Raw genomic sequence first — 25,775 nt, forward strand, 5'->3', positions numbered from 1 at the left:
AATGCGAGTGGTGCCCCGACTGTGTGTTACTCCCCGTATCTTCGAGGACCGATCAAGCTTTCGGCTCTGACTTCACGATACAGACGACGCCGACTGCGTCCCTTTTCAGATACCCAGATCCGCTTCGAACGACGCCTCTTCGAGCCGCTGCTTGATCGTGGTGAGGAAGCGGCCTGCGTCCGCACCGTCGACGAGACGGTGGTCGTAGGTCAGCGGCAGGTAGACCATCGATCGAACACCGATCGACTCGTTGCCTGCGGAATCCTTGACCACGACCGGGCGCTTGACGATCGCACCCGTTCCAAGCATTGCCGCCTGCGGCGGAACCAGGATCGGGGTGTCGAACAGAGCGCCCTGGCTGCCGATGTTGGTGATGGTGAAGGTGCCACCGGACAGTTCGTCGGGCTTGAGGCCTCCGGTGCGCGCCCGCGACGCGATGTCGGCGATCGCGCGAGCCAGTCCGCCGAGGGACAGATCGCCCGCGTTGTGAATGACGGGGGAGAGCAGGCCTTGCTCCGTGTCCACGGCGATACCGAGGTGGACGTCGGAGTGGTAGGTGATCTCCTTCTTGTCCTCGTCGATGCTCGCGTTGACGTTCGGGTGCGCCTTGAGTGCCTCGACCACTGCCTTGGCGAAGAACGGCAGGTACGTCAGGTTGACGCCTTCGTTCTTCGCGAACGTCGACTTGGCCTTGGTGCGCAGTGCCGCGATCGTGGTGACGTCGACCTCGAAGGTCTGCGTGAGCTGTGCGGACGTCTGCAGCGACTCACGGGTCTTCTTCGCGGTGATCTGACGAATGCGGTTGATCTTCTGGGTCGTACCACGCAGGTGCGCGAGTTCCGGCCGTACACCGGCAGACGCAGAAGCGGCGGGAGCAGCGGCTGCGGGAGCGGCTGCAGCGGCAGGAGCTTCGGCCGGTGCCTTCTTGGCCTCCGCGGCAGCGAGCACGTCCTGCTTGCGAACGCGTCCACCGACGCCGGTTCCCTTGACCGTCGACAGGTCGACGTCGTTGTCTGCGGCGAGCTTGCGGACGAGGGGGGTGACGTACGGGGTTGCATCGCCCGACGGAGCCTGGGCAGCTTCCTGCTTGGGAGCTGCCTTCGGTGCTTCGGCTTTGGGTGCTTCCTGCTTCGGAGTTTCCTTGGGCTTTTCGGCCTTCGGCGCTTCCTCGGGTTCGGGTGCGGGAGCCGGCTTTTCGGGCTCCGGTGCCTTTTCGGGCTCGGGTGCCTTCGCGGCGGGAGCGCCGGACCCGATCACGGCCAACTGGCCGCCGATCTCGACGGTGTCGTCTTCCTCGGCAGTGATCTCGAGGAGCGTGCCTGCCACTGGCGACGGAATTTCGGTGTCGACCTTGTCGGTGGAGACCTCGAGCAGAGGCTCGTCGACTGCGACCTCGTCGCCGACTGCCTTGAGCCAGCGGGTGACAGTTCCCTCGGTCACCGACTCGCCCAGTTCGGGCATCGTGACCGGTGTTCCGGAACCGCTGGAATCCGACTTCGCAGCCGGCGCATCCTGTGTCGGTGTCTCGTCTTCGGCCTGCGGCTCAGGCTCGGCAGCCGGGATCGGCTCTTCCTCGGTGGTCGGTTCTTCCTCGGCGGCAACCTCTTCCTCGGCTGCGGGTGCAGATGCTTCGCCTGCTTCACCGATCTGGCCGAGTTCCCCACCGATTTCGACGGTGTCGTCTTCCTGAGCCACGATCTTCGTCAGAACGCCAGCAGCGGGGGAAGGGATTTCGGTATCGACCTTGTCCGTCGATACTTCGAGCAACGGTTCGTCGACCTCGACGGTGTCGCCCTCCTGCTTGAGCCACCTCGTGACAGTTCCCTCGGTGACACTCTCACCAAGAGCTGGCATCTGGACGGAGAAGGCCATGTCTGTTGACTCCTCGACAGTTGTATGCGGGTAAATTCAGTTCTTACGACTTGTGGTCGTAGACCATTGTGCTGGCGTTGCTGGATTCGCGGACGATACTTGCGTTAATTGCGATCATCAGCGGTGTGGACGTCCGGGGTAGGGCGTCCGAATCGCGTTCGGAAATACGAGCGCTCGACGGTGGTCGGCTGAATCCAGCTGGCACGTCGGCGCCCTTCCTTCATGGTCGGCAATCGTTCTCGACAACGAGAGAGTTGAACCCTCTACCGTCATCCTTCCATCCCGCGGCCCGGCGTGTTCCCCGAGGGCGCTGACGCCGCTGGCAAACTGGTGAGTAACACGGGGTGCGCGAACAGCGACGTCAGTGAGACGCATCGATGACAGGAGTGAGCGCAGTGGGGTTGTTCGATCGCTTCGCACGACGCGGCGGCAAAGGTAGACGCGCCAAAGAGGGTTCGACGGCGCAGTACCTCGCCGATTGGACAGTGGCGCGGATCGGGGTCGAGGCATATGTCGAACCGAAGACCACAGTGACGCCTGTCACAGTGGTCCTCGTTGCGAACGACGGCGAGTGGACTCGCCGCGCCGTCGACGAGCGGGATCTGAGAAAACTCGGTCCTGACCTGAAGATTCCCGTCTACGACGTCCGAAAGACGCGGTATCCGCAACGGATGCGCGACTACGACGCTCGGCAGAAGATCCTCAAGCGCCGAGCCGCCGAATAGCGGCTCCGCCGCAGTGGCACGGTTGAGTGCACTCCTGTGCACTCAACCGTGCCACTGACGCGGAGCGTTCGGTGCCACTGACGCGGAGCGTTCGGTGCCACTGACGCGGAGCGTTCGGTGTCACTGGCGCGGAGCGTCTAGCCGTTCTCCACGATGTCTTCGAGCACCGCGAACATCGTCCGCACCGGCACACCCGTGCCGCCCTTGCCGATGTAGCCGAACGGGCCTGCGGTGTTGTAGGCCGGTCCCGCAACGTCGATGTGTGCCCATTCGACGCCCTCGGCGACGAACTCCTTCAGGAACAATGCGGCCGCCAACATTCCGCCCGCGCGGCCGTTGGTGACATTCGCAAGATCGGCGACCTTCGAATCGAGCTCGGCGCGGATCTCGCTCGGCAGCGGCATCGCCCAGCCGCCTTCGCCGACGGCCTGGGAGAGCCCGGCAACACGATCGCGGAATTCATCGGTGCCCATGATGCCGGGGGTTCGATTCCCCAGCGCCACCACCTGCGCGCCGGTCAGGGTTGCCGTGTCGATCAGGTAGTCCGGGTCGTCCTCGCATGCGCGGACGATCGCGTCGGCGAGTACGAGGCGGCCCTCGGCGTCGGTGTTGATGACCTCGACGGTGATTCCGCCGTACTGGGTCAGCACGTCACCGGGGCGCTGCGCAGTTCCGGACGGCATGTTCTCGGCCATCGGAACGGTGGCGACGACGTCGAGTTCCAGCCCGACCTTGGCCGCCAGGATCACCGTCGCGATGACGGCCGCTGCGCCCGCCATGTCGGAGGTCATGTTCTCCATTCCCGCTGCGGGCTTGATGGAGATGCCGCCGGTGTCGAAGGTGATTCCCTTACCGACCAGCGCAACCTTCTTGGACTTCCGCTTACCACCGGAATGGGTCAAGCGCACCAGTCGAGGGAGCCTGGACGAGCCTTTCCCGACGCCGTGGATTCCGCCGTATCCGCCCTTCTCCAGCGCCTTGTCGTCGAGAATCTGCACGCTGAGACCGGCGTCGGTGCCCAGCTGCTTCGCGCGAGCGGCGAACTCCTCGGGATACAGGTGGCTCGGTGGCGTGTTGACGAAGTCGCGCGCAATGGCAACGGATTCCGCAACGGCGATCGATCGAGCGAGTTCCGCTTTCGGTTCGCGGGCCCGGGGGCTGGGGACCAAGAGCTCGACGCGGCCGAGTGGTCCGGCGTCGGGACCCGGTGCTGACAGAGCGGACTTGAACTCGGTGAACGTGTACGCGCCGAGGAAGAAGCCTTCAGCGGCCGCACCGAGATCGAGGGAACCGAGCGTCGTCGCGGCGGTCGCTGTTCCGGCGAGGGACCGGGCTGCGGTGCCCGCGGAACGACGGATTCGCTCGGTGTCGATCGCGGCCGATTTACCCAAGCCGACGGCGAGGATGCTTGCGACGCCGAGGGATGCCGGAGCCGGGATTCGGGTGAGTTCGTCGGCCTTTCCAGTCGCTCCGACGGCCTCGAACGAGTCGAGCAGGGCGGAGGCGTCGGCGTCGTTGATGTCGTCGGTGACGACGAGTTCGAGTCCGTCCTCGCTGGTGCTGAGCGCAACGACGAGAACGTCGACGTCCTTGCCGATGCGGCCGGCCAGCACCAATTCGGGTCCGAGGGTGCGCGATGAAGTCGAGGGCACGAGGGTTGCTCCTAGAGGATTGGAATCGAAACGTGTGGGTCGGGTTCGATCGTAGTGACCGGTGCTCGACGCCCGTGGTCCGCTAGCGTTGGCGTCCATGAGCGAAGCCGAACTTCTCCGCGGTCCTGTACACGCCGTCCACGTCGAACTAGGGGCCACGTTTGCTCCGTTCGGAGGCTGGGAGATGCCCGTGTCGTACGCCGGGGTGGTCGCAGAACACAAGGCCGTACGACAGTCCGTCGGTGTCTTCGACGTCAGCCATCTCGGTAAGGCTCTGGTCAGCGGACCGGGTGCAGCAGATTTCGTCAACTCCACCCTCACTAACGATCTCGGCCGGGTCGGGCCCGGCAAGGCGCAGTACACGTTGTGCTGCACCGAATCCGGAGGAGTCGTCGACGATCTGATCGCGTACTTCGTCAGCCCGGACGAAGTGTTCCTCGTGCCCAATGCGGCGAACACCGCGGCGGTGGTTGCCGCGTTGGCGGCCGAGGCGCCGGAGGGCATCACAGTGGTGGACCAGCATCGAGATTTCGGTGTGCTGGCGGTGCAGGGGCCGGGTTCGCGGGCGATCGTGGAGCAACTCGGACTGCCTGTCGACATGGAGTACATGGCGTTCGAGGACGCGCGTTGGGGCGACATCCCTGTCCGCGTGTGTCGCACCGGCTACACCGGAGAGCATGGGTACGAGTTGATCCCCGCCTGGTCCGACGCCGAGGCCCTCTTCCGTGCGCTCGTCGACGCAGTGCGCGCAGCCGACGGGCAGGTCGCCGGCCTCGGTGCACGTGACACATTGCGCACCGAAATGGGATACCCCCTGCATGGTCACGAACTGTCACTCGACATTTCCCCGCTCCAGGCTCGATGTGGCTGGGCGGTGGGGTGGAAGAAGGATCGGTTCTGGGGCAAGGACGCTCTTTCTGCAGAGAAAGAAGCGGGGCCCACTCGGGTTCTTCGGGGCGTCAAGGCCGTGGACCGCGGAGTTCTCCGTCAGGGACAAACTGTCGAGCGCGACGGAGTCGAAATCGGTATCACCACATCGGGCACGTTCTCGCCTTCGCTGGGAATCGGAATAGCCCTCGCACTCGTCGATTCGGGTGCGGGTGTTTCACCGGGAGACACCGTCGAGGTGAACGTGCGCGGGCGGGCATTGAAGTGCGAGATAGTCGCGCCACCGTTCGTGTCGGTGAACACCAAGTGAGCGAGCCTGACCGGGTTGGATAAGATTTGCCCCATGACTGGCCTTCCCGAATTCACCCGCGTGCAGCATCCGTCTCCGGCTCCATCGGAGGCCAGGGACGCCGTACTGGCTGCGCCCGGGTTCGGGAAGTACTTCACCGACCACATGGTGATCATCGACTACACCTCGGACAAGGGGTGGTACGACCCGACGATCGCACCGTACGGTCCGATCCAGCTCGATCCTGCGGCAATGGTTCTGCACTACGGCCAAGCCATCTTCGAGGGTCTCAAGGTCTATCGGCAGCCGGGTGGTGAGTTCGCGTCGTTCCGGGTTCGTTCCAACGCCGAGCGGTTCCAGACGTCGGCACGGCGTCTTGCGATGCCGGAGCTCCCGCAGGAACTCTTCGTTGCTTCGATCGAGCAGTTGCTCGCAGTCGATCACCAATGGGTTCCCGAGGCGGGCGGCGAGGATGCGTTGTACCTGCGGCCGTTCATGTTCTCCACCGAGGCAGGCCTCGGAGTCCGCCCGGCCGACGACTACCGCTACATGCTCATCGCATCGCCTGCTGGCGCGTACTTCCCGCGAGGTGTCAAGCCTGTCAGTGTCTGGCTCTCGACCGAGTACGTGCGTGCTGCCCCCGGCGGTACCGGCGCGGCGAAGTTCGCCGGTAATTACGCCGCGTCCCTTCTCGCACAGGCACAAGCCAGCGACGAGGGGTGCGATCAGGTTGTCTGGCTCGACGCCATCGAACGTCGGTACGTCGAGGAGATGGGTGGAATGAACCTGTTCTTCGTCTTCGGCTCAGGATCGGATGCTCGTCTCGTCACCCCGTCGTTGTCCGGGTCGTTGCTCCCCGGAATCACCCGAGATTCGCTGCTGGCACTGGCTACGGATGCCGGCATCCCCGTCGAGGAGCGTCGAATCTCGACGGAGGAGTGGCAGAAGGGCGCAGAGTCGGGCGAGATCACCGAGGTGTTCGCCTGCGGGACCGCTGCGGTGATCACCCCCGTCGGACGCGTGAAATCCGCAGAGGGCGAGTTCGCCATTGCCGACGGAGAACCCGGCGAGATCACCCTGGCCCTCCGGGACACCCTCACCGGCATTCAGCGCGGCACGTTCGCCGACACTCACGGTTGGATGACCAAGCTCGGCTGACCGATCTACCCGCCGAGCAGAAGTCCGACGACGGTGATGGTCGTGGTCACTTCTAGCGTTGCGCCGAGCACGTCACCGCTGATCCCGCCGAAGCGTCGGACGCAATGCCGGACACCGAGCGCTGCAACGCTCAAAGCCACGACTGTCACTACCGGGCCCTGCCACCATCGTTCCTGTACCGCGACGAGCGACACGGCCAGAGTCACCACTGCCCAGGCCGCGACGACGACCCGTGATTGGGAATCGGCAACCAGCGCCCCGAAGCCTGACGTCGTGGCCGGGGCAATGCCGCGACGGCACGCGAAGACGACGGCGACACGTCCGACCATGATGGCGAGAAGCACTGACACCCATGCGTTCTCATGGGCCAGTTGGCCGAGGCCGGCCGCTTGGATTGCAAGCACAAGCGCGACCGTCGCGACGCCGAAGGGGCCTGCGCTGCCGGACTGCATCACCTCACGAGCGCGTTCCGGAGGACCGTAGCAACCGAGCCCGTCAGCGGTGTCGGCGAGCCCATCGACATGCATCCCGCGGGTCAGGAGAGCGAGCGAAGCGACTGTCACCAGACCGGCGACGAGGCTCGGCAACGACGCGAAGTCGAACAACCACAGCAGGATTGCCGATATCGCACCCAGCAACGCACCGACTGCCGGAGTCCAGGATATTGCTTTTCGACCCTCGTTCCTGCCTATCGATTGCGGACCGCGCACGGGCAGCACGGTGAGCCACGACAGGGCCAGCCGTGGACCGACCAGCGCCGCGCGCACGGTCAGTCCGCCGACGTCGCTGTGGTCTCGGTGCTGACCCCGGCGTCGGTGAAGGTCGACATCCCGGTCAGCGTAGCGATCGCAGCGTGTACGAGGTTCAGCGCAACCACTGCGCCCGATCCTTCGCCCAGACGCATGTCCAGCTCGACAAGCGGCTCGATCCGCAAGTGACGCAAGGCGATCGAGTGAGCGGGCTCGGTCGATCGGTGGCCGGCCACCCACCACTCGCGCGCTCCCCGCGCTGATTCCTCGGCAACGAGCGCTGCAGCAGTGACGACGAGGCCGTCCAGGACGACCGGTGTGCGACGGTGTGCCGACTGCGCGAGAAAGCCTGCCATCGCGGCGATGTCGGCACCTCCGGCGACTCGGAGGAGCGCGATGGGATCCTTGACGACCGGACGCGCGCGTCGCATCGCGTCGCGAATCGCCGCGGTCTTGCGAATCCACCCGGCATCGTCGACACCGGTGCCGCGACCTACCGCCGCGACAGGCTCGGTATCGGTGAGTGCGGCAATCAGGGCCGTCGCGGGTGTGGTGTTGCCGATGCCCATGTCGCCTGCGATCAACAGATCGGCGCCGCTGTCCACTTCCTCGTCGGCAATGGCCCGACCGGCGTCGATTGCGGCAAGTACCTCGGCCTGGGTGAGCGCGTCTTCACGGTCGATCGAGCCGCTCGACTGTCTGATCTTGTGGCTGCTCACCGATGGATCGGTGTCCACCCGAACGGATATGTCGACGACGCGAACCGACGCCCCCGACGCCTGGGCCAATGCGTTGACGGCGGCGCCGCCCGCAATGAAGTTGGCAACCATCTGCGCGGTGACCTCTGCTGGGTACGCCGACACACCATGCGCCGAGACGCCATGGTCGCCCGCGAACACGACAACTCGTGGTCGGGACAGCGGCGCGGGTGGGCACCGGTCCTGGCACGCGGCGACCCACTCACCGAGCGCTTCGAGGCGGCCGAGGCTTCCGGCAGGCTTCGTCAGCAACAGTTGACGGGCGGCCGCCTGCGTGCGCGCGTCGGCGGACGGCGGAGGCACCGGACGAAGGGGCGTCGAAGTCTCGGACGGTTCCGAAGTGGCTGTCACTGAGGACCTTTCATCATGATGGACCATCGGTGTCGGGCACTGTGCCTGGTGCGTGCATCGTCGCCGTCTTCAATGTCAGCGGCAGACCGGCAACCACGAGGACGACCGAGTCGCACACTGTCGCCAATTTCCGGTTGAGGCTGCCCATCTCGTCTTGGAACAACCGGCCCGACCGGGTAGCCGGAACCACACCCCACCCGACCTCTGGGCTGACCAGTACCACCGGGGTCGTGCAGTGCTGAACCGCCTGCACCAGTGCATCGGCGGCGGGTGTGATCGTGCCGCGGGGGAGGTCCCAAGCCTGCTGATCATCGAGTGCGCCGGTGAGCCATGTCCCGACGTCGTCGACGAGAGTGGCGCCGTCGACCGAAGTCGACAGAACCTGTGCCAGGTTCGTGGAACTCTCGACAGTCGTCCACTGCGACGGCCTGCGTCGTCGGTGGGCGTCGATGCGTGCGACCCAATCGGCATCGGTCGGGTCGTGTCTGCCAGTTGCGAGGTATCGGACCGGATGCCGGCCATCGACGAGCGACTCGGCGAACGCCGACTTACCCGACCGTGTGCCGCCGAGAACGAGTGTGCGCAGCGGCAGTGTCACGGTGCGAACGATGTCAGACCGCAGCACCGCGGTCGACGCGGGGCTTCGGGGCGCGCATCTTGCGCAACTGCGAAGCACGCACGAACGCGTACCAACCGAGCTTGAAGCCACCGTCGGCTGTGTCCGGGAACCGCTCGCGGACCCGATTGTTGATCTGCCGGCCGATGAAGACGCCCTCGATGACCATGAACAGCATCATGACGAACATCGCGAGAGTGACGAATGCCTGAACTGCCGGACTGAGGAAAAGAGCGAAGATCAACAGCAGTGCCAGCGGCATGAACAAGCCGACGAGGTTGCGTCGAGCATCGACGAGATCACGTGCGAACGCGCGGACCGGCCCCTTGTCGCGGGGGAGTAGATACTTGTCTTCGCCTGCGAGCATGCGCGCGCGGCGGTCGGCCGACGCAGCACGACGTTCGGCGGAGGCCTGCTTTCGGTCCGTCTTGGACCCCTTGTTGGCCTTTCGTCGCTCGCGCGCTTCCTTACCCGTCATCGGCGGCGGTGCAACCGGACCACGCCGTCGGGCCTCGGATTCGCGGCGCTTGGGTGTGGGCCGACCCTTGCCGACGGCCTCGGTGGACGAGGCCTGGTTCGTGGTGGACGACTCGACCGACTTCGAATCGTCTCCGTCCGAATCGTCTGAGTTTCCGCGGCGTAGCAACTTCACCCGACCAGGTTATGGGATGGCAGCCCGAACTCGAACACCGGCCACGTCGGAGCAGGTCCGCCGATCGTGTGGACATGCCGACCGGGGGCGTGCGCCCTACACTTTCGACGATGCGAGTGATGGTTGCGCCCGATTCGTTCGGCGATACTCTGACGGCCACCGAGGCTGCCGACGCGATCGGTCGAGGTTGGCGACAAGCTCGCCCGTCGGACGAGCTCGTCATCGCGCCCCAATCCGACGGTGGCCCAGGATTCGTGGATGTCCTAGCCACACGTCTGGGCACGATGCAGGTTCTGGACGTCGACGGACCACTGGGTGACGCAGTCCGAGCTCGCTGGCTTCTCGACGGCTCCACCGCGTACATCGAAGCTTCAGCAGCGTGCGGTTTGAGTCTGCTGGGCGGGCCACCGACGACGCAGACCGCGCTGAAGTCGTCGAGCTACGGCGTCGGCCAATTGATCGCAGCAGCGCTGGCGGCGGATGGAGTCGACAGAATCTACGTCGGACTCGGTGGAAGTAGCTGTACCGACGGCGGCCGCGGCATGATCCGAGCGCTGGGCGGTCTGACCATGGCTGCGCAGAGTGTCCAGCACATCGACCTGGTGGCTGCGACGGACGTCGAGAACCCCCTCCTGGGCGAGGGTGGTGCGGCGCACGTGTTCGGTCCGCAGAAGGGCGCCGATTCGGACCTGGTCGAGATGCTGGAGGATCTCAACCGGGACTGGGCAACCGTCCTGGAGCTTCAGTGCGGCACGAACGTCGCAGAGTTGCCCGGTGCCGGTGCAGCGGGTGGGATCGGCGCTGCCCTCTTCGCCCTGGGCGGACGTAGCGAGTCCGGCGCATCTGTGGTGGCGGAGGTCACCGACCAGCGTGCTGTGCTGTCGTCGGTGGATCTAGTCGTCACCGGTGAGGGGAAATTCGACAGTCAGTCGCTGCGAGGCAAACTGGTCACCCGTCTTGCTGCGGCTGGAGCCGGTTCGGGTGTCGAGACGATAGTCATTGCTGGTCAGGTGAAACTGGACCACGCGCAGCTGGAGTCCACCGGAATCGTGCGGGCGTATTCGGTCACCGAATTCGCCGGGTCGGTGGAGAAGTCGATGTCCGACGCCGAACATCAAGTGGAACTACTTGCGAAGCATGCAGCCGAGGAATACACCGCAATCCGACGTCGATGGCCGGCAGGTGGACAGTCCGGCAGGTAGGACAGTGAGGAATATCCACATGCGGAGTACGGTTGAGACGTTCACGGGTTGGTACGACTGACAGGGAGAGCCCATGACCGTCTCGAACGAGACCATCACGCACAAGGTCACGATGACAGAAGCTGCGTCGTCGAAGGCCAAGGCGCTGCTGGATCAAGAAGGCCGCGATGACCTCGCGCTGCGCATCGCTGTTCAGCCTGGTGGCTGTGCAGGCTTGCGTTACCAGCTCTTCTTCGACGACCGTAGCCTCGACGGCGACCTCGCAGTGGACTTCAACGGAGTCACGCTCGCAGTCGACCGCATGAGCGCTCCGTACGTCGAAGGTGCATCCATAGATTTCGTGGACACCATCGAGAAGCAGGGATTCACGATCGACAACCCGAACGCCACAGGCTCGTGTGCCTGCGGTGATTCGTTCAACTGAGGTCGTAGCGACAGCACCCTCTGACCGGTATCCGCGCTTGCGGATACCGGTCAGAGTTGTGTGTACCTCGATTTGCTTGGCGGCGCCGCGGGCGGGGTACTGCGCAGTAGGATGATTGCTTTGCTAGACATTGCGCGCACCGACTGCTGTACAGCCGACAAAAAACCGAAAGGCTCAAGTACGTGACTCTCGCGGTATCGGGTTCGATCGCCACCGATCACCTCATGCGATTTCCGGGCAAGTTCGCCGACCAGCTGGTCTCCGATCAGCTGTCGAACATCTCGTTGAGCTTTCTCGTCGACGATCTGGTGATTCGCAAGGGCGGAGTCGGCGGAAACATCGCATACGCCCTCGGCGTGCTCGGTGGATCGCCGCTGCTGGTCGGAGCCGTCGGACCCGACTTTTCCGAGTACCGATCGTGGTTGGAGGCCAACGGCGTCGATTGCAGCGGTGTCCGCGTGTCGAGCACAGCGCATACTGCACGATTCGTGTGCACAACCGACGAGGACATGGCGCAGATCGCATCGTTCTACCCGGGCGCGATGAGCGAGGCCCGGGAGATATCGATCGGGGAACTGACGTCGAGCGATCCTCTGGAACTGGTTCTGGTCGGTGCGAACGATCCCGACGCCATGCTCGCCCACACCGAACAGTGTCGTGCCGCTGGAATCCCGTTCGCGGCCGACCCGTCACAGCAGTTGGCTCGTCTGAGCGGTGAGCAGGCGACGGAACTCATCGAAGGTGCGGCCTACCTTTTCACGAACGAGTACGAATGGGGTCTGCTCCGGCAGAAGACGGGCTTGTCCGAGGCCGAGATCGCGGCGAAGGTCGGCGTTCGCGTCACTACCCTCGGGAAGTCGGGCGTCGATATCGTTACCCCCGACGGCGCACGCACGCATACCGCCGTCGTACCGGAAACCAGCAAAGTCGATCCGACGGGTGTGGGCGACGGCTTCCGCGCAGGTTTCCTCGTCGCACACCTCGCCGGAGCGTCGGTCGAGCGCGCAGCGCAACTCGGCTCGCTCGTGGCGGTGCTGATACTCGAGACGACTGGAACCCAGGAATGGACGTTCAACCGCGACGATGCGTTGAAGCGTCTCGGAGCAGCGTACGGTTCGACGGCAGCCGAAGAGATCGGCGTGCTGCTACCTGCGTGATCTGACTGCGGAATGAAGGAACGGCCGCGGCACGTTCCTTCATTCGCAGCAGGCGCCCTAGAGATCGACCGGGTAGGCCGGCTCGGCTATCTGCGGCACGATGCGCTTCTCGACGAAGATGCCGTGCCACACCATGAAGATGAGCACCGTCCATAACCGTCGGCTGTGGTCCGACTTGCCGTCGCGGTGCTCGTTGAGCATCGCAGTGATCGCGGCCTTGTTCAGGATGTGATCGGTCTCCGACTCGGCAATCTGCAGGTGCGCCCAGTCGAACAGTTCCGTGCCGCGTAGCCAGTGTCGCAGGGGTACCGGGAAGCCGAGCTTCGCGCGGTGCAGCACGTGGCCCGGAACAATTCCCTCCAGCGATTTTCGCAATGCGTACTTCGTGGTGTCCTTGGTGATTTTCTGTTCCAGTGGCAACTTCTCCGCAACGGCGAACACCTCGGAGTCGAGGAACGGAACACGCAGCTCCAGCGAGTTGGCCATCGTGATCTTGTCCGCCTTGACGAGAATGTCGCCGCGTAGCCAGGTGAACAGATCGAGGTGTTGCATCCGAGCGACGGGATCCCAGCCCTCGGACTGCGCGTAGATGGGTGCCGTCACGTCCGTGTGTGTCCATTCGGGCCTGAAGTCACGCAGGACTGCTCTCAGTTGGGCGTCCCCGAAGCTGCGGGCGTTGCCGTAGTAACGCTCTTCGAGGGTCATCGAGCCTCGGTGGAGCAAGCTCTTGCCTCGGGTCCCGTCGGGGATCTTCTCACTGAGAGCACCCGCGGCCCGTCGCAGACTCTTCGGGAGGTACTCGAACGGCTTGAGCGACAACGGTTCCCGGTAAATCGTATATCCACCGAACAGCTCGTCGGCGCCTTCGCCGGACAATACGACCTTGACGTGCTTGCGGGCCTCCTTGGCAACGAAATACAGCGGAACCAGAGCAGGGTCGGCGACGGGATCGTCCAGGTACCAGACGATCTCGGGGATCGATGCGGCGAACTCTTCGGGGCCGACGACCTTGACGACATGTCGTGCGCCGATGGCTGCGGCGGATTCGGCGGCGACGTCGACCTCCGAGTAGCCCGCTCGCTCGAATCCGGTCGTGAACGTGATCAGGTTCGGGTTGTGCCGCATCGCCAGTGCCGCGATGGCAGTCGAGTCGATCCCGCCGGACAGAAACGACCCGACCGTCACGTCGGCGCGCATGTGCTTGGCGACCGAGTCCTCGAGAGCTTCGGCGATCTCCTGGTAGCGGGAAGCCTCCGAGCGAGGTGCGAACGGCTCGACAGCGAACTTCGGTGTGAAGTAGCGCGTGATCTTCGGCGCCGTGCCGGGGGAGAGCGTCGCGTAGCACCCCGACTCGACTCTCCTGATGTCGCGATGGAGCGTCTCGGGTTCGGGAACGTACTGCAGCACCGTGTAGTGCTCGATGGCCCGTGGATCGAGATCAGTTCCGATGCCGACGAGGCCTGTCAGTTCGAGCAGGCTCTTCTTCTCGCTGCCGAATGCGGTGCCTCCCGCTCCGGTGGCGATGAACAGTGGCTTGATCCCGAACGGGTCGCGGGCAAGGAACAGCTCACGTGTATCGGTGTCCCAGATCGCGAAGGCGAACATTCCACGGAGTCGACGCACAGCTTCGGTACCCCAGTAGTGGAACGCTGCGACGATCGGCTCACCATCGCCTTCCGTGAGGAATTCGGCCCCGTGCTCGCGGCTCAACTCCTCGCGAAGTTCGAGATAGTTGTAGATTTCGCCGTTGAACGTCAGTGCATATCGGGTCGGGTTCTCCGGCGGACCCCAGCGCAGTGGCTGATGAGAGTGCTCGATATCGATGATGGACAGGCGATTGAACCCGTAGATCACGTCGTCGTCGTGCCAGGTGCCCGGTTCGTCCGGCCCGCGGTGTCGCATGCAGTGCATGGCGGAAGAGACGAGGTCGACTCCCGCAGCGTCGGTACCGGTCGACGTCAGAACACCCAGTAGTCCACACACAGCGTCTACTACCTCGTTTCGCGATTGGGAGATGGTGCCGCCGTGTTGCATGGCGCACGCGTTGGTCACGCCCGTGGCGGCACGGAAAGTATCGAGTATGCCGCAGACACGGTCGACGAAACGCAGGCGACCCGACAGTGGTGTTGTGGCGGCTTTGGTCTACGCTGCGTAGTACTAGGGCATCCGCATGTGGAGGCCCTCATTCTTCAGTGGTGAGCGATCAGGAAGGCGTGAACGTGGCGCAGAGTCGGATCCTTCGGCGAGCTGGGCTTGCAGCATTTCTCGGCTTAGCCGCGTTGCTGCTCTCCGGCTGTTCCATCGACAATGATGTCCTTCGCTTCGGCTTCCCGTCGGGCATTACTCCCCAGGGTAGGTCGATTCGCGAATTGTGGACGTGGTCCGTGGTGGCCGCCCTGATCATGGGCATCATCGTGTGGGCACTGATCTTCTGGGTGGTCATCTTCCACCGGAAGAAGAAGGACTCGCCGGAGTTTCCACGGCAGACGGCGTACAACGTTCCTTTGGAACTGTTCTACACGGCCGTTCCCTTTGTCATCATTGCTGTGCTCTTCTACTTCACGGTCGTCGTTCAGAACTACGTCGACGAGAAGGAGCCGAACCCTGACGTCACCGTCGATGTGACGGCATACCAGTGGAACTGGAAGTTCGGGTACCAGACGGTCGATCTGAAGGACGGCGAGGGAAAGTACGAGGGCACCGACCTCGAGGCTCAGGCCGCTGCGGAAGCTGCAGCCACTCCGCCCGAGGGTGAGGCGGAGGGCAGCGAGGACGGCGAGTTCGTCCCCGGAGCGATCCACGGTGTCAGCCCGCAGGACCTGTCCTACCTGCACTACAACAAGATCGAGACAATCGGAACCAGCGACGAGATTCCGGTGCTGGTGCTTCCGACCGGCAAGCGCATCGAATTCGTGCTCGCATCGTCGGACGTCATTCACGGGTTCTGGGTTCCGGAATTCTTGTTCAAGCGCGATGTTCTGCCCAACCCGAAGGAAAACCACTCGGACAACGTCTTCCAGATCTCCGAGATCGAACGGGAAGGCGCATTCGTCGGTCGCTGCACCGAAATGTGTGGCACGTACCACGCGATGATGAACTTCGAAGTTCGTGCGGTGTCTCCGGAGGACTTCCAGGAGTACATCGAGCTTCGTAAGCCCGAGTCCGATGGCGGCGACGGTCTGACCAACGCTCAGGCGTTGGAAGCGATCGGCCAGTCTCCTGTTGCCACCAGCACCCACCCGTTCACTACGGATCGCACGCAGAAGTCCGAATCCGTCGCCGACGGCAACTGACCCAGGAAGAATGCTGAAATGAAAATCGAAGCCAAGATCTTCGAGGTCCTGACTGTCTTCTTTCTTCTTGTCGGGATCGTCTACGCCCTGTTCACCGGATTCTCGCGCACCGGTGTGGAATGGGCAGGCGTCACAGCGATCGCTCTGTCGGTCGGCCTGACCCTCATCATCGGTACGTACTTCCGGTTCGTGGCACGTCGCCTCGATACGCGTCCGGAAGACTTCGACGATGCAGAGATCAGCGACGGGGCAGGCGATCTGGGCTTCTTCAGCCCGGGAAGCTTCTGGCCCATCGTGCTTGCCGGTGCAGCATCGGTGGCAGCCATCGGGTTCGCGTTCTTCCTGTGGTGGCTCATTGCGTTGGGTGTTGTACTGATCCTTGCGGCCGCCGCCGGCCTGGTATTCGAGTACCACCTCGGACCCGAGAAGCACTGACGCAGTAGCTCACCAGCTGCTCAACGAGAGAGCGCCGATCCCCTCAGGGGGATCGGCGCTCTCGTCGTTTGTCGGTAGGCGTCCGCCCAGAGATCAGGAAGCGTCGGCTCGATCGGCCTTACGCGCCGTCACAGCCGCGACGTCGTCCAACGACAGCTTCAACGTCCTACACAGCGCAGCGACGGTGAAGAACGCCGGAGTGGGGATCCTGCCGGTCTCGATCTTTCGCAAGGTCTCGACGGAAATTCCTGCCTCGGTTGCCACCTCGCTCATTGTCCGAGGTCCGCGTGTCGATCTGAGTAGTTCGCCTAGCCGCAGGCCTCGGGACAACTCTTCAGGGCCGAGGGGGATTCGCACCATGAGGCCAATAGTAATACCGGAACAGACATGAGTACTCGGGCCGAGCGCGTGAGAACGACATCCGAAGGTTCTGAGCGACCTCATCGAGGCGTCCTGTTGATCCTGGGCGCCGCGTGACGGTTCGACGACTGTCGTCGGTGGGGGAGTGGGGCCGGGCCGACCGTCGTCGTCCAAACGACGGCATGTGCTCAGGTGCATTCTCGATAGACGGCAGTCCGACGTACGCGAAGGGTGGACACACGAAAAAGGGCGGCACCTGTGGAGGTGCCGCCCTTACTCGTATGTGAATCGTTCTCAGTGCTCGCTGTCGCTGTCCTGACGAGCGGGAGAGCTGTCGGAGCCGGTGCCATTCGCATGGCCGTTGGAACCGTTGCCGTTCGCGCGGCCATTGCCCGAGCCGTTCGAACCGTTGCCGTAGATCGAGGCTTGGTAGTTCTTCAGCATGGCCAGCTGTTCCATCTCACCATGGTGCTCTGCTTCTTCCAGTGCCTTGCTTTCCGCTACCGGGTCCGGGCGGAACAGCGATCCTGAACCAGGCTTGCCGGCCGAACCGAGCTTGCTCATCTTCTTCGGGACGACAGCGCCCTGGTAGTCGAGCGGTATCGGGTGTCCGTGGTCATCGACGGGTCCGAGTGGCTGGTGGACCTCCACGTACTGACCGTGCGGTAGACGCTTGATGATGCCGGTCTCGATTCCGTGATCGAGGACTGCGCGGTCGCTGCGCTGCAAGCCGATGCAGAAGCGGTAGGCCACGAAGTACGCGATCGGTGGCAGCAAGAGCATTCCGATTCGGCCGATCCACGTCATCGCGTTCAGTGAGATATCGAGCTTGTACGCGATGATGTCGTTGACGCACGACAGCGTCAGCACGATGTAGAACGCCAGAACCATTGCTCCGATTGCGGTACGAACCGGAACGTCGCGCGGGCGCTGCAGCAGGTTGTGGTGAGCGGTATCGCCGGTAAGCCGCTTCTCGATCCACGGATACGCGATCATCACGGTGAAGACCAACCCCATGATCAGGGCGACGGCGAACACAGAGGGGATCGTGTATCGGGTACCTATGTAGATGTCCCAGGCCGGCCAGAGTCGGGCAAGACCGTCGGTCCACATCATGTAGAAGTCCGGCTGCGAGCCCGCGGACACCTGTGCCGGGTTGTACGGACCCAAGTTCCAGACCGGGTTGATCTGCAACAGACCACCCATCAGAGCCAGGATGCCGAACGTCACGGCGAAGAATGCGCCGGACTTGACCGCGAACACCGGGAGGATTCGGACACCGACGACGTTCTGCTCGGTGCGGCCCGGTCCGGGGAACTGTGTGTGCTTCTGGTACCAGACGAGCGCGAGGTGAGCCGCGATCAGCGCAAGGATGATTGCGGGCAGAAGCAGAACGTGCGCTACATACAGGCGCGGAATGATGATCGTGCCGGGGAAGTCACCGTCGAAGATCAACCAGTGCATCCACGTTCCGATGATCGGGATACTCATCGTGATGCCCGAGAATGCAGCGCGAAGACCGGTGCCGGAAAGGAGGTCGTCGGGGAGTGTGTAACCGAAGAAGCCCTCGAACATCGCCAGGATCAGTAGCAAGCAGCCGATGACCCAGTTGGCCTCACGCGGACGACGGAACGCACCGGTGAAGAAGATGCGCAGCATGTGCACGATGATCGAGCACGCGAACATCAACGCTGCCCAGTGGTGAATCTGACGCATGAACAGGCCGCCGCGCACCTCGAACGAGATATTCAAGGTCGTCTCGTACGCACGTGACATCGCGACGCCGCGGAGTGGTTCGTAGATGCCGTTGTACTCGACCTCGCTGAGCGAGGGGTCGAAGAACAGCGTCAGGAACACACCCGAGATGAGCAGGATGACGAAGCTGTAGAGCGCGATCTCTCCGAGGAGGAAGGACCAGTGCGTCGGAAAGACCTTGTTGATCTGGCGACGTAGTCCCGGTGCCAGGTGGTAACGGCTGTCGACGTCGTTAGCCTGCTTGGCAGCCAGGGTCTGGAGTGAGGGACTCATGATCAGCTCTCCCTACCGGTGGGGCGCTCCCAGAAGGCAGGTCCCAGGGCTTCGATGAAGTCACCGTCGGCGACAAGGAATCCATCCTCGTCGACGGTGATCGGAAGTTGTGGCAGCGCGCGTGCTGCCGGTCCGAAGATGGGCTTGCCGTACTCCAGCGCATCGAACTGCGACTGGTGGCACGGGCAGAGGATGCGGTTGGTCTGCTGCTCGTACAGTGACGTCGGGCAACCAAGGTGCGTGCAGATCTTGGAATACGCGAAGTAGTCGCCGTAGTTGAAGCTCTCTTGACCCTTCCGCTTGGTCACCTTGGCGGTGTCCTCGGTGCGCAAGCGTATGAGCATGACGGAGTTGCGAATTCCTCGCAGCGATGCGAGAAGTGCGTGATCGTCGTCGCGATCAGCTTCGCGGAACGGGAACACCGTCTCCATGGCTCCAGCATCCATATCCTCGGGACGAACCAGAACGACGTCGTGGGGACGTCCTGTGTCGCGCCGAAGGTAGATCGTTTCTCCAGGGTAGCGCGGTGTCCAACCTGAAACCCAGAGCGGCGACTTGTCGCCTTCGGCCCATGGGTTCTTGATGAGACCACCGAGAGGCAGAATCGCCATGATTCCCAGTGCGCCGCCGCCGAAGTAGAGCGACCGCTTGATCACCTTGCGGCGAGCAATGGTCGAGGTATCGAAGGAGTCACCGAGTTCCGCGACGAGCGTCTTGCGGTCGACCTCGGAAGATTGGCCGTCGTGACGGTCCTGGATCGACACTTCCTCGGGAATGAACTTCTTGGTGTACTGGACTGCGCCGACACCGACACCGAGAATCGCCAGGCCCATGGTCAGGCCGATCAGCGGGGTGTAGAGCGAGTACGCGTCGTAGTTCTCTTCGCCCATCCCGGCGTACTGCCAAGGCCAGAAGAGGTAGATCGCGATGAAGGCAATTGCGGAGACACCGGACAGGGCGAACCAGAACGCCACGCTGCGCTCGGCACGCCTTTCGGCGCGAGTGCCCTCCACTGCCCAACGGTTGCGGCGGTAGGCAACATCGACGTGGTCGAGGTTGGTTCCTAGCTCGACGAGCTGCTCGCGCGTCATGCCCGCAAGTTCTTCGTCCGTGTATTTCTTGTTCACATCCACCTTGTCGACGTTGTCGCCGTCGCCGTGGCCGCTGTCGGCACGCCCGGAATCAGCGTCGCTCATGACCTTGCTCCGATCCACAGTGTTGCGCCGACAACGGCACTGATTCCGATGACCCAGATGGCAATAGCTTCGGTTGCGGGACCGAAGCCTCCGAGACCCCAGCCTCCCGGCGCCTTGGTGTCCTGAGCCGACTTGACGTAGGAGATGATGTCGATTTTCTCTTCCTGCGTCAGCTGGCGATCCGAGAACTTCGGCATGTTCTGCGGTCCGGTGATCATTGCCGTGTAGATGTCCTGCTCGGTGGCAGGTCCCAGCGCGGGGGCGAACTTGCCCGAGGACAGTGCGCCGCCTTCACCGGTGAAGTTGTGGCAGGACGCGCAGTTGAGACGGAACAGCTCACTACCGCGGGCGATATCGCCGTCGGACAGCGAGGACTGGGCGACTTCGCCGTTGCTGTCACGGAGTACGGTGGGCCCGCCGCCGTTGGCCTGGATGTAGGCACCGAGAGCATCGATCTGCTTGTCATCGAACTTCGGCGGCTTCCGCATGATCTGAGCCTCGTTGCGAACTGCAGGCATACGACCCGTCGACACCTGGAAGTAGACGGCGGCCTCGCCGACGCCGATCAGGCTTGGTCCGCGGTCCTGCACGCCCTGCAGATTCACGCCGTGGCAGGTGACACACGAGGTGTCGTACAACTGCTTGCCTTCACGGATCAGCGCAGCCGAATCCTGGTCGGCGGTTGCAACCTGCGGTGTCGGGGTGAGGGCCGAGGCGAGGAAACCCGCGCTGAGAAGACCCATCATCAGTACTAGTGCGCCGGTTACTCGGCGACGCGTCTTGCGCTTCCGCCGACTCGTGGCGGCAGACACGGATCCGCTGGTGCTGTCACCGGGTGCTGCTGGGGGAGATGAACTCATCTTCTATCCCTTGTCGTGTCGGGACGGACTGAACGTCGGGGGCTGATACCGAACGTCCGCTGCTGGTGTAGAGCTGAAATCACTTGATCTTCTTACGTGCACTAGCGAATGAAGTAGATGGTGGCGAACAGTGCGATCCACACGATGTCGACGAAGTGCCAGTAGTACGACACGACGATGGCGGCCGTGGCCTGTGCGGGGGTGAACTTGCTGACCAGGGTTCGCGTGATCAGGAAGACGAAAGCGATCAAACCGCCGATGACGTGGAGTCCGTGGAAGCCGGTCGTGATGTAGAAGACCGATCCGTACACACTCGACGACAGCGTCGTGCCCTCGTGGACCATGTGGTAGTACTCGTAGCCCTGGCCGGCGACGAAGAAGGCGCCCATGACCAGAGTGATGATGTACCAGCGGCGCAGTCCGAAAACATCACCTCGCTCGGCGGCGAAGACCCCGAGCTGGCAGGTGAAGGAGGACGCGATAAGCACGGCGGTGACCGGAACGGCGAGCGCAAGGTTGAGCTCGGTCGGTTCCGGTGGCCAGTTGCCGTTGGCCTGGGCCCTCGCGACGAAATACATCGCAAAGAGTCCGGCGAAGAACATGAGTTCGCTAGACAGCCACACGATCGTGCCGACGCTGACCATATTCGGGCGGTTCAGCGAGTGCACGCGTTGGGTGATTGCCGATCCTTGAGTCCCTACAGCGCTCGTCACAGAAAGAAGTATGACTGCTCGTAGTACCGAAGGCATACCCGGGTCTGTTGTTGGCGCGTCGCCCGAAGCGCCGTCCATGAGCGGCACGAGATATGTCCAGGTCAGGACCCCTGATCGAGCCTGGTGCATCGTGCCGTGGAAGGCTTGCCTCATGTCAACGAACGGTGGCCCGTCCTGGTTCCGGCGACTTTTTGCGCGATCGAAGACGGTCCCACTGAGCCCCATGCGGTCGGACTTGGTCGCAGTCGCATGGTCGTTCGACGACGCCGAATCTGCGTCGTCGGCGCTGGATCGGGCCACGAGCGTGGGCGGATGGAACGCGGATGCAGAAACCGTGTTTCGACACCACCTCGTATTGCCCGCCGACACCGTCGAAGATGCTGCGAACATCGCGTCCCAGGACGGATACGAGCGTTCAGATGGACCTTTCCCGGAACCGAACGTGCCCGATGCCGGCTATCGCATGGACGTCGTCGACGGAGTCGAGGTGACACTGCAGCGGGTGCAGGTCATCGATGCCCTGCACATTTCTCAGGAGCGGTCCCGGATGGCCGGACTGGCTCAGCGTCGTGGCGGCATCGTGGTGGGGTGGGATGCTCTGCAACCTGACGCCGCCTCGCCACCTGGTACGGCCCGAAGGGACATCGCTGATTAGGCTTTGCGGGCGCGTGTCGCGGCCGACCTCCTCGTGTGGGTCGGCTTGTCCGATGTCGAGGAAGGTGCGGGGAGAAGATGATCGAATCGAAGATCGGTGAGCCGAGCAGGACCTGGAAGAAGGTACTCGGGGCGCTGACGTCGAATGCCGACCTCTCCAGTGCCGACACGAGTTGGGCGATGGACGAGATCATGTCCGACAACGCCACGGCAGCGCAGATCGCCGCATTCGGTGTCGCTCTGAAGATGAAAGGGCCGACCCCGGAAGAAGTGCGCGGACTTGCCGATTCGATGCTCGCGCATGCGACGTTGGTCGACAGCGAACCGAACGCCGTCGACGTGGTGGGGACCGGAGGCGACGGCGCCGACACGGTCAACATCTCCACGATGGCCGCTGTGGTCGTGGCGGCGGCGGGTGGCCGCGTCGTCAAACACGGCAACAGGGCGGCGTCCTCGCAGAGCGGGACGACCGACGTGCTCGAAGCGTTGGGAGTGAAGTTCGGGTTGGGACCGGCGGGAGTGGCGACCACAGTTCGCGAGGTAGGAATTGGATTCTGTTTCGCCCCCATCTACCATCCGGCGCTCCGATTCGCGGGTCCACCGCGCAAGGAAATCGGTATTCCAACCGTGTTCAACGTCCTCGGCCCGCTGACGAACCCCGGACAACCTCGGGCAGGTCTGATCGGGTGCGCCTTCGAATCGTTGGTGTCCGTCGTCGCCCAGGTCTTCGCCGATCGGGGATCGAGCGCGCTGATCGTGCGCGGCGACGATGGGCTCGACGAAATCACGATGTCGACGACCACCACGGTTCATGTCGTGTCGAACGGTTCGGTGACCGTCACGAAGATCGATCCGAGAGATTTCGGTCTCGACTACGTCCCCATCGAATCGTTGAAGGGCGGAGACGCTGCCTTCAACGCCGACATTGCCCGGTCGGTGTTCAGGGGCGAACACGGTGCGGTCCGCGACGCTGTGCTTCTCAACGCTGCGGCCGCGCTCACTGCCCTCGACGGCATATCCGGGGGGATCGACGCCGCTGATCTGACGTCGCGGATGAAGCAGGGATTGGAGCGCGGCGCAGCTGCTCTCGACTCAGGCGCCACTGCCGAGTTGCTGGAACGTTGGGTCGCGAGGTCGAACCAGCTCGACTGACGCCGTTATTCGCCGATCGAGAAGCCGGCTTCTACGTCTGCACTCGAGTAGGACTGAAAAGCAATGTGGGTTGCTGTGTTGACGACCCCCGGCACCTTGTTGATCCGTTGCGTGACGACCTCGGCGATCTGTTGGTGATCCCGCACCTTGACGATGGCGATCAGGTCCACGTCGCCGGCGCACGAATACACCTCGCTGACACCGTCGACGTCTGCTACCGCCTGGGCGGTCTCCGGGATCGCGTGAGCCTCGGCGTCGATCATGACGATGGCGTTGATCATGGAGCTCCTTCACTACCTCGGTGGTACCTAGCTCGACCATGTGATGGAGACCGAGTTTAGTGCGCCCGTCCGATCGGTTCGTCGTGCGTGCCGCGTTCGAGCCGCGCAACAGTGCGGGCGGTCGCGCACCATTGCTTCCATCCGCCCGCGCCGTGAACGGGTTCGGCGTACCCGTCGGTCGTGCGCACGATTCTGACCCCGTCCGAGTCCAGCCACCGCGCGACGAGTCCAACCTCCTCCGGCGATGCGCCGCGCAAAGGTGTGGTGTCGGGAACGACGGTCTCCGCAGCGGCGACGATGGCCTCCACGACCGGCATAGGGTGGACACGGCGTGATGTGGTCGCCGCCGCAGCGAGCCTGCCGTATCGCACGACCGCGAGTTCCCACCCGCCGTCAGCGGCTCTCCGTGCGACGACGAGTTCGGCAATGGCAGCGATAGCGTGGAGACGGTGCAGCCGCCGCAACACATCGGCCAGAACGGCGAGCCGATCGCGTAGCCGTGCTGCCGATTCGAAGAGGTGGGCATCGGCGAGCGCGGTGACTCTGTCTCTGATTGCGTCGAGGGCACTGGCGTCGTTCCCGCGGGCGAGGGCATGGAAACGCGCGGGCACCGGCGCGTACTGCTCTAGTGAGATCGCCTCGGCGCTGGCAGCCGCACACCCGCCGACCGCTGTCGGCTCGCAATCGTGCACCGCAGATCTCGGAATCCGACGCGTACATGTGCGGATGGCATAGAACTCGGCAATGAGGGCGGCTGCGTCGGCAGCATCGGCGCGAACAGCAAACGGGCCGATCGAGTCCGGTGCTGGTGTTCGTACCACCGACAGGCGCGGAAACGCCTCGGATGTCGTCGTGATCCACCATCCTTTTTTGGGGAACTTCGATCGTCGGTTGTACGGCGGAATGTGGGCACAGAGGAGCCTGAGTTCTCGGACGCCGGCTTCGAGAGCGTGTGCACATTCGACGTGATCGACAGCGACCGCAAGGCCCACCATCTCCTTCATGCGGCCGCGGGTCTCCGACCCGGTGAAGTAGTTGCGAACTCGCCGCTGAAGGTTGTTGGAGGTGCCGACGTACAGAACCTCGTTTCCGGGACCTTTGAAGAGGTACACGCCAGGGGTACGGGGTAGCTGGGCCGCGAGCGAACGTTTGGCGCGCTGTCCGGCGGACACGGTCGGCAGGTAGTCGACGAGCTCTGCGTAGCTGTGTACGCCCTGGTTGCCCACACGCTCGATGAGAGCGTGCAGCACATCGACGGTGGCTCTGGCGTCGTCGAGTGCCCGGTGCGTCGGTTGGGTGCTCACCTGGAAGAGGGACGAGAGGGCGGACAATTTGACGGACGGTGCTTCGTCGCGAGTGAGCACGCGTCGGGCAAGTTTGACGGTGCACAGCACCTGAAACTTGGGCCAGGCGATGTCCAGTCGAGAGGCCGCTGCCCGGAGAAACCCGGTGTCGAACCGTGCGTTGTGGGCAACGAGAACCGAACCGCGGGCGAATTCCAGGAAGCCTGGCAGTACGCGTTCGATCCGCGGAGCGCCGATGACCATCGCGCTGGTGATACCGGTCAACTCCACGATGTACGGGGGGATCGATCGGCCCGGATCGATCAGTGTCGCGAACTCGCCGATGACTTGACCGCCTCTGACCTTGACTGCGCCGATCTCGGTGATCGCCTCGGTATCGGCGCTGCCCCCCGTGGTCTCGAGGTCGACCACGACGAACGTCGTTTCGTGCAACGGAGTGTCGAGTTCGTCGAAGCTCAGTTGGATCGGCAGGCTCACAACCCAGGACGGTAGCGCCGCATACCGACAGGAAGCCGGCGTGATGAGCGTCGGTGGACCGCTGAGGGAAATGTGTCGGAGTGTGCCGTTAGGTTCGGGACGAGCGACCGAAAACGCGAGCTGACCTACGAAAGAGACGAGGATCACATGATCGTCGATTGCGGTGATTGCAGGGTGCGCGACATCTCGTGCGCCGACTGTGTTGTGACGGTCCTCCTCGGGGCTCCGGGATTGCCCACGAGGGATGGTGTGCCCGTCAGTTCGGGGCCGCCTCGAATTGCCCTCGACCAGGAGGAATTGGGTGCGATGGGCATCCTTGCAGAGGGTGGTCTCGTACCGCGTCTGCGTCTCGTGACGGACGGTGAGGAGCCCTCCGGCGATGGGTCGTTATCGCATCGTGACCCCGCGGGCGATCGCCGCGCGATCTAGCACGGAATCGCACTTGACCCGACTCGTCGGCGCGTTGGGGTCGACACGGGGGTATGCCATTTCGTAACCTTCCTGAGACCTTGCGGAGTCTCGCCAGTCC

25 protein-coding genes are annotated in these 25,775 nt (G+C 63.6%); 11 read left to right on the top strand and 14 right to left on the bottom strand.

The window, feature by feature from the left end; all coding sequences use genetic code 11:
* Positions 1 to 105: 105 nt before the first annotated feature.
* Positions 106 to 1,872 (bottom strand): 2-oxoglutarate dehydrogenase, E2 component, dihydrolipoamide succinyltransferase, encoded by a 1,767-nt coding sequence (sucB, locus tag ACODSO_RS20040; RefSeq protein ID WP_489038491.1) that lies wholly within the window; start codon positions 1,870 to 1,872, stop codon positions 106 to 108.
* A 395-nt stretch (positions 1,873 to 2,267) separates the two neighbouring features.
* Between sucB and ACODSO_RS20045 the strand changes: the two genes are divergently transcribed.
* Positions 2,268 to 2,597: an oxidoreductase gene (locus tag ACODSO_RS20045; RefSeq protein WP_068381032.1), complete on the top strand. Its 330-nt coding sequence runs from the start codon at positions 2,268 to 2,270 to the stop codon at positions 2,595 to 2,597.
* A gap of 137 nt (positions 2,598 to 2,734) precedes the next feature.
* Here ACODSO_RS20045 and ACODSO_RS20050 read toward each other — a convergent pair whose 3' ends face one another.
* The gene (locus ACODSO_RS20050) at positions 2,735 to 4,249 is read right to left on the bottom strand and encodes a leucyl aminopeptidase (RefSeq protein ID WP_489038492.1); all 1,515 of its coding nucleotides are present in this window, start codon (positions 4,247 to 4,249) and stop codon (positions 2,735 to 2,737) included.
* A 97-nt stretch (positions 4,250 to 4,346) separates the two neighbouring features.
* On the opposite strand from ACODSO_RS20050, the gene gcvT reads away from it, so the two are divergent.
* Positions 4,347 to 5,447, top strand: coding sequence for a glycine cleavage system aminomethyltransferase GcvT (gcvT, locus tag ACODSO_RS20055; protein ID WP_489038493.1), 1,101 nt, complete (start codon positions 4,347 to 4,349; stop codon positions 5,445 to 5,447).
* A gap of 33 nt (positions 5,448 to 5,480) precedes the next feature.
* Positions 5,481 to 6,584 (top strand): branched-chain amino acid aminotransferase, encoded by a 1,104-nt coding sequence (locus ACODSO_RS20060; RefSeq protein ID WP_489038494.1) that lies wholly within the window; start codon positions 5,481 to 5,483, stop codon positions 6,582 to 6,584.
* Positions 6,585 to 6,589: 5 nt separating this feature from the next.
* Here ACODSO_RS20060 and ACODSO_RS20065 read toward each other — a convergent pair whose 3' ends face one another.
* The 4 genes from ACODSO_RS20065 to ACODSO_RS20080 are packed head-to-tail and all read right to left on the bottom strand — an operon-like array spanning position 6,590 to position 9,710.
* On the bottom strand, positions 6,590 to 7,351 hold the full coding sequence (locus ACODSO_RS20065) for an adenosylcobinamide-GDP ribazoletransferase (protein WP_489038495.1): 762 nt from the start codon (positions 7,349 to 7,351) through the stop codon (positions 6,590 to 6,592).
* A 2-nt stretch (positions 7,352 to 7,353) separates the two neighbouring features.
* The gene (gene cobT / locus ACODSO_RS20070) at positions 7,354 to 8,442 is read right to left on the bottom strand and encodes a nicotinate-nucleotide--dimethylbenzimidazole phosphoribosyltransferase (RefSeq protein WP_489038496.1); all 1,089 of its coding nucleotides are present in this window, start codon (positions 8,440 to 8,442) and stop codon (positions 7,354 to 7,356) included.
* A gap of 13 nt (positions 8,443 to 8,455) precedes the next feature.
* The gene (cobU, locus tag ACODSO_RS20075; RefSeq protein WP_489038497.1) at positions 8,456 to 9,040 is read right to left on the bottom strand and encodes a bifunctional adenosylcobinamide kinase/adenosylcobinamide-phosphate guanylyltransferase; all 585 of its coding nucleotides are present in this window, start codon (positions 9,038 to 9,040) and stop codon (positions 8,456 to 8,458) included.
* 13 nt (positions 9,041 to 9,053) lie between these two features.
* Positions 9,054 to 9,710 (bottom strand): DUF3043 domain-containing protein, encoded by a 657-nt coding sequence (locus ACODSO_RS20080; RefSeq protein WP_068381020.1) that lies wholly within the window; start codon positions 9,708 to 9,710, stop codon positions 9,054 to 9,056.
* 110 nt (positions 9,711 to 9,820) lie between these two features.
* Here ACODSO_RS20080 and ACODSO_RS20085 point away from each other — a divergent pair, with 110 nt between their 5' ends.
* The 3 genes from ACODSO_RS20085 to ACODSO_RS20095 all read left to right on the top strand — a co-directional run bounded on the left by ACODSO_RS20085 (position 9,821) and on the right by ACODSO_RS20095 (position 12,493).
* A complete protein-coding gene (locus ACODSO_RS20085) occupies positions 9,821 to 10,912 on the top strand; it encodes a glycerate kinase family protein (RefSeq protein ID WP_489038498.1) in 1,092 nt (363 codons plus the stop codon).
* 73 nt (positions 10,913 to 10,985) lie between these two features.
* Complete coding sequence (locus tag ACODSO_RS20090) at positions 10,986 to 11,336, top strand: HesB/IscA family protein (RefSeq protein WP_019665976.1); 351 nt, start codon at positions 10,986 to 10,988, stop codon at positions 11,334 to 11,336.
* Positions 11,337 to 11,518: 182 nt separating this feature from the next.
* Positions 11,519 to 12,493, top strand: a complete 975-nt coding sequence (locus ACODSO_RS20095) for a carbohydrate kinase family protein (protein WP_489038499.1) — start codon at positions 11,519 to 11,521, stop codon at positions 12,491 to 12,493.
* Positions 12,494 to 12,550: 57 nt separating this feature from the next.
* Here the strand turns inward: ACODSO_RS20095 and asnB are convergent, their stop codons facing one another.
* Positions 12,551 to 14,476 carry an asparagine synthase (glutamine-hydrolyzing) gene (asnB, locus tag ACODSO_RS20100; RefSeq protein WP_489038543.1) on the bottom strand — a complete coding sequence of 642 codons (1,926 nt, stop codon included), beginning with the start codon at positions 14,474 to 14,476 and terminating at the stop codon, positions 12,551 to 12,553.
* 230 nt (positions 14,477 to 14,706) lie between these two features.
* Between asnB and ctaC the strand changes: the two genes are divergently transcribed.
* Together ctaC and ACODSO_RS20110 are read left to right on the top strand one after the other, a co-directional pair.
* On the top strand, positions 14,707 to 15,786 hold the full coding sequence (gene ctaC, locus ACODSO_RS20105; RefSeq protein WP_489038544.1) for an aa3-type cytochrome oxidase subunit II: 1,080 nt from the start codon (positions 14,707 to 14,709) through the stop codon (positions 15,784 to 15,786).
* An 18-nt stretch (positions 15,787 to 15,804) separates the two neighbouring features.
* Positions 15,805 to 16,221: a cytochrome c oxidase subunit 4 gene (locus ACODSO_RS20110; RefSeq protein WP_068381005.1), complete on the top strand. Its 417-nt coding sequence runs from the start codon at positions 15,805 to 15,807 to the stop codon at positions 16,219 to 16,221.
* A gap of 93 nt (positions 16,222 to 16,314) precedes the next feature.
* Here ACODSO_RS20110 and ACODSO_RS20115 read toward each other — a convergent pair whose 3' ends face one another.
* The 5 genes from ACODSO_RS20115 to ctaE all read right to left on the bottom strand — a co-directional run bounded on the left by ACODSO_RS20115 (position 16,315) and on the right by ctaE (position 21,378).
* A complete protein-coding gene (locus ACODSO_RS20115) occupies positions 16,315 to 16,581 on the bottom strand; it encodes a helix-turn-helix domain-containing protein (protein ID WP_068381003.1) in 267 nt (88 codons plus the stop codon).
* Between the two features lie 294 nt (positions 16,582 to 16,875).
* Complete coding sequence (gene qcrB / locus ACODSO_RS20120) at positions 16,876 to 18,609, bottom strand: cytochrome bc1 complex cytochrome b subunit (RefSeq protein WP_489038500.1); 1,734 nt, start codon at positions 18,607 to 18,609, stop codon at positions 16,876 to 16,878.
* 2 nt (positions 18,610 to 18,611) lie between these two features.
* On the bottom strand, positions 18,612 to 19,805 hold the full coding sequence (qcrA, locus tag ACODSO_RS20125; RefSeq protein WP_489038501.1) for a cytochrome bc1 complex Rieske iron-sulfur subunit: 1,194 nt from the start codon (positions 19,803 to 19,805) through the stop codon (positions 18,612 to 18,614).
* Positions 19,802 to 20,665 (bottom strand): cytochrome bc1 complex diheme cytochrome c subunit, encoded by an 864-nt coding sequence (qcrC, locus tag ACODSO_RS20130; RefSeq protein ID WP_068380994.1) that lies wholly within the window; start codon positions 20,663 to 20,665, stop codon positions 19,802 to 19,804. The genes qcrA and qcrC overlap by 4 nt, the downstream gene beginning before the upstream one ends.
* A gap of 101 nt (positions 20,666 to 20,766) precedes the next feature.
* Positions 20,767 to 21,378: an aa3-type cytochrome oxidase subunit III gene (ctaE, locus tag ACODSO_RS20135; protein ID WP_068380990.1), complete on the bottom strand. Its 612-nt coding sequence runs from the start codon at positions 21,376 to 21,378 to the stop codon at positions 20,767 to 20,769.
* 223 nt (positions 21,379 to 21,601) lie between these two features.
* Here ctaE and ACODSO_RS20140 point away from each other — a divergent pair, with 223 nt between their 5' ends.
* The gene (locus ACODSO_RS20140) at positions 21,602 to 22,033 is read left to right on the top strand and encodes a hypothetical protein (protein WP_489038502.1); all 432 of its coding nucleotides are present in this window, start codon (positions 21,602 to 21,604) and stop codon (positions 22,031 to 22,033) included.
* Positions 22,034 to 22,110: 77 nt separating this feature from the next.
* A complete protein-coding gene (gene trpD / locus ACODSO_RS20145; RefSeq protein WP_489038503.1) occupies positions 22,111 to 23,184 on the top strand; it encodes an anthranilate phosphoribosyltransferase in 1,074 nt (357 codons plus the stop codon).
* A gap of 5 nt (positions 23,185 to 23,189) precedes the next feature.
* Here trpD and ACODSO_RS20150 read toward each other — a convergent pair whose 3' ends face one another.
* Together ACODSO_RS20150 and ACODSO_RS20155 are read right to left on the bottom strand one after the other, a co-directional pair.
* Entirely contained in the window at positions 23,190 to 23,465 is a 276-nt protein-coding gene (locus ACODSO_RS20150) for an Lrp/AsnC family transcriptional regulator (RefSeq protein WP_068380980.1), read from the bottom strand.
* A 56-nt stretch (positions 23,466 to 23,521) separates the two neighbouring features.
* Positions 23,522 to 25,246: a DEDD exonuclease domain-containing protein gene (locus tag ACODSO_RS20155; RefSeq protein ID WP_489038504.1), complete on the bottom strand. Its 1,725-nt coding sequence runs from the start codon at positions 25,244 to 25,246 to the stop codon at positions 23,522 to 23,524.
* A gap of 249 nt (positions 25,247 to 25,495) precedes the next feature.
* Here ACODSO_RS20155 and ACODSO_RS20160 point away from each other — a divergent pair, with 249 nt between their 5' ends.
* Positions 25,496 to 25,675, top strand: coding sequence for a hypothetical protein (locus ACODSO_RS20160; protein WP_489038505.1), 180 nt, complete (start codon positions 25,496 to 25,498; stop codon positions 25,673 to 25,675).
* Positions 25,676 to 25,775: the final 100 nt, after the last annotated feature.

The sequence above is a fragment of the Rhodococcus sp. FG69 genome (genome assembly GCF_057808915.1).

Bases quoted from the DNA above. Each gene is read 5' to 3' on its own strand.
- sucB (WP_489038491.1), bottom strand. From the start codon at position 1,872: ATGGCCTTCTCCGTCCAGATGCCAGCTCTTGGTGAGAGTGTCACCGAG.
- gcvT (WP_489038493.1), top strand. From the start codon at position 4,347: ATGAGCGAAGCCGAACTTCTCCGCGGTCCTGTACACGCCGTCCACGTC.
- ACODSO_RS20060 (WP_489038494.1), top strand. From the start codon at position 5,481: ATGACTGGCCTTCCCGAATTCACCCGCGTGCAGCATCCGTCTCCGGCT.
- ACODSO_RS20085 (WP_489038498.1), top strand. From the start codon at position 9,821: ATGCGAGTGATGGTTGCGCCCGATTCGTTCGGCGATACTCTGACGGCC.
- ACODSO_RS20090 (WP_019665976.1), top strand. From the start codon at position 10,986: ATGACCGTCTCGAACGAGACCATCACGCACAAGGTCACGATGACAGAA.
- ACODSO_RS20110 (WP_068381005.1), top strand. From the start codon at position 15,805: ATGAAAATCGAAGCCAAGATCTTCGAGGTCCTGACTGTCTTCTTTCTT.
- ACODSO_RS20115 (WP_068381003.1), bottom strand. From the start codon at position 16,581: ATGGTGCGAATCCCCCTCGGCCCTGAAGAGTTGTCCCGAGGCCTGCGG.
- qcrB (WP_489038500.1), bottom strand. From the start codon at position 18,609: ATGAGTCCCTCACTCCAGACCCTGGCTGCCAAGCAGGCTAACGACGTC.
- qcrA (WP_489038501.1), bottom strand. From the start codon at position 19,805: ATGAGCGACGCTGATTCCGGGCGTGCCGACAGCGGCCACGGCGACGGC.
- qcrC (WP_068380994.1), bottom strand. From the start codon at position 20,665: ATGAGTTCATCTCCCCCAGCAGCACCCGGTGACAGCACCAGCGGATCC.
- ACODSO_RS20140 (WP_489038502.1), top strand. From the start codon at position 21,602: ATGCGGTCGGACTTGGTCGCAGTCGCATGGTCGTTCGACGACGCCGAA.
- trpD (WP_489038503.1), top strand. From the start codon at position 22,111: ATGATCGAATCGAAGATCGGTGAGCCGAGCAGGACCTGGAAGAAGGTA.
- ACODSO_RS20150 (WP_068380980.1), bottom strand. From the start codon at position 23,465: ATGATCAACGCCATCGTCATGATCGACGCCGAGGCTCACGCGATCCCG.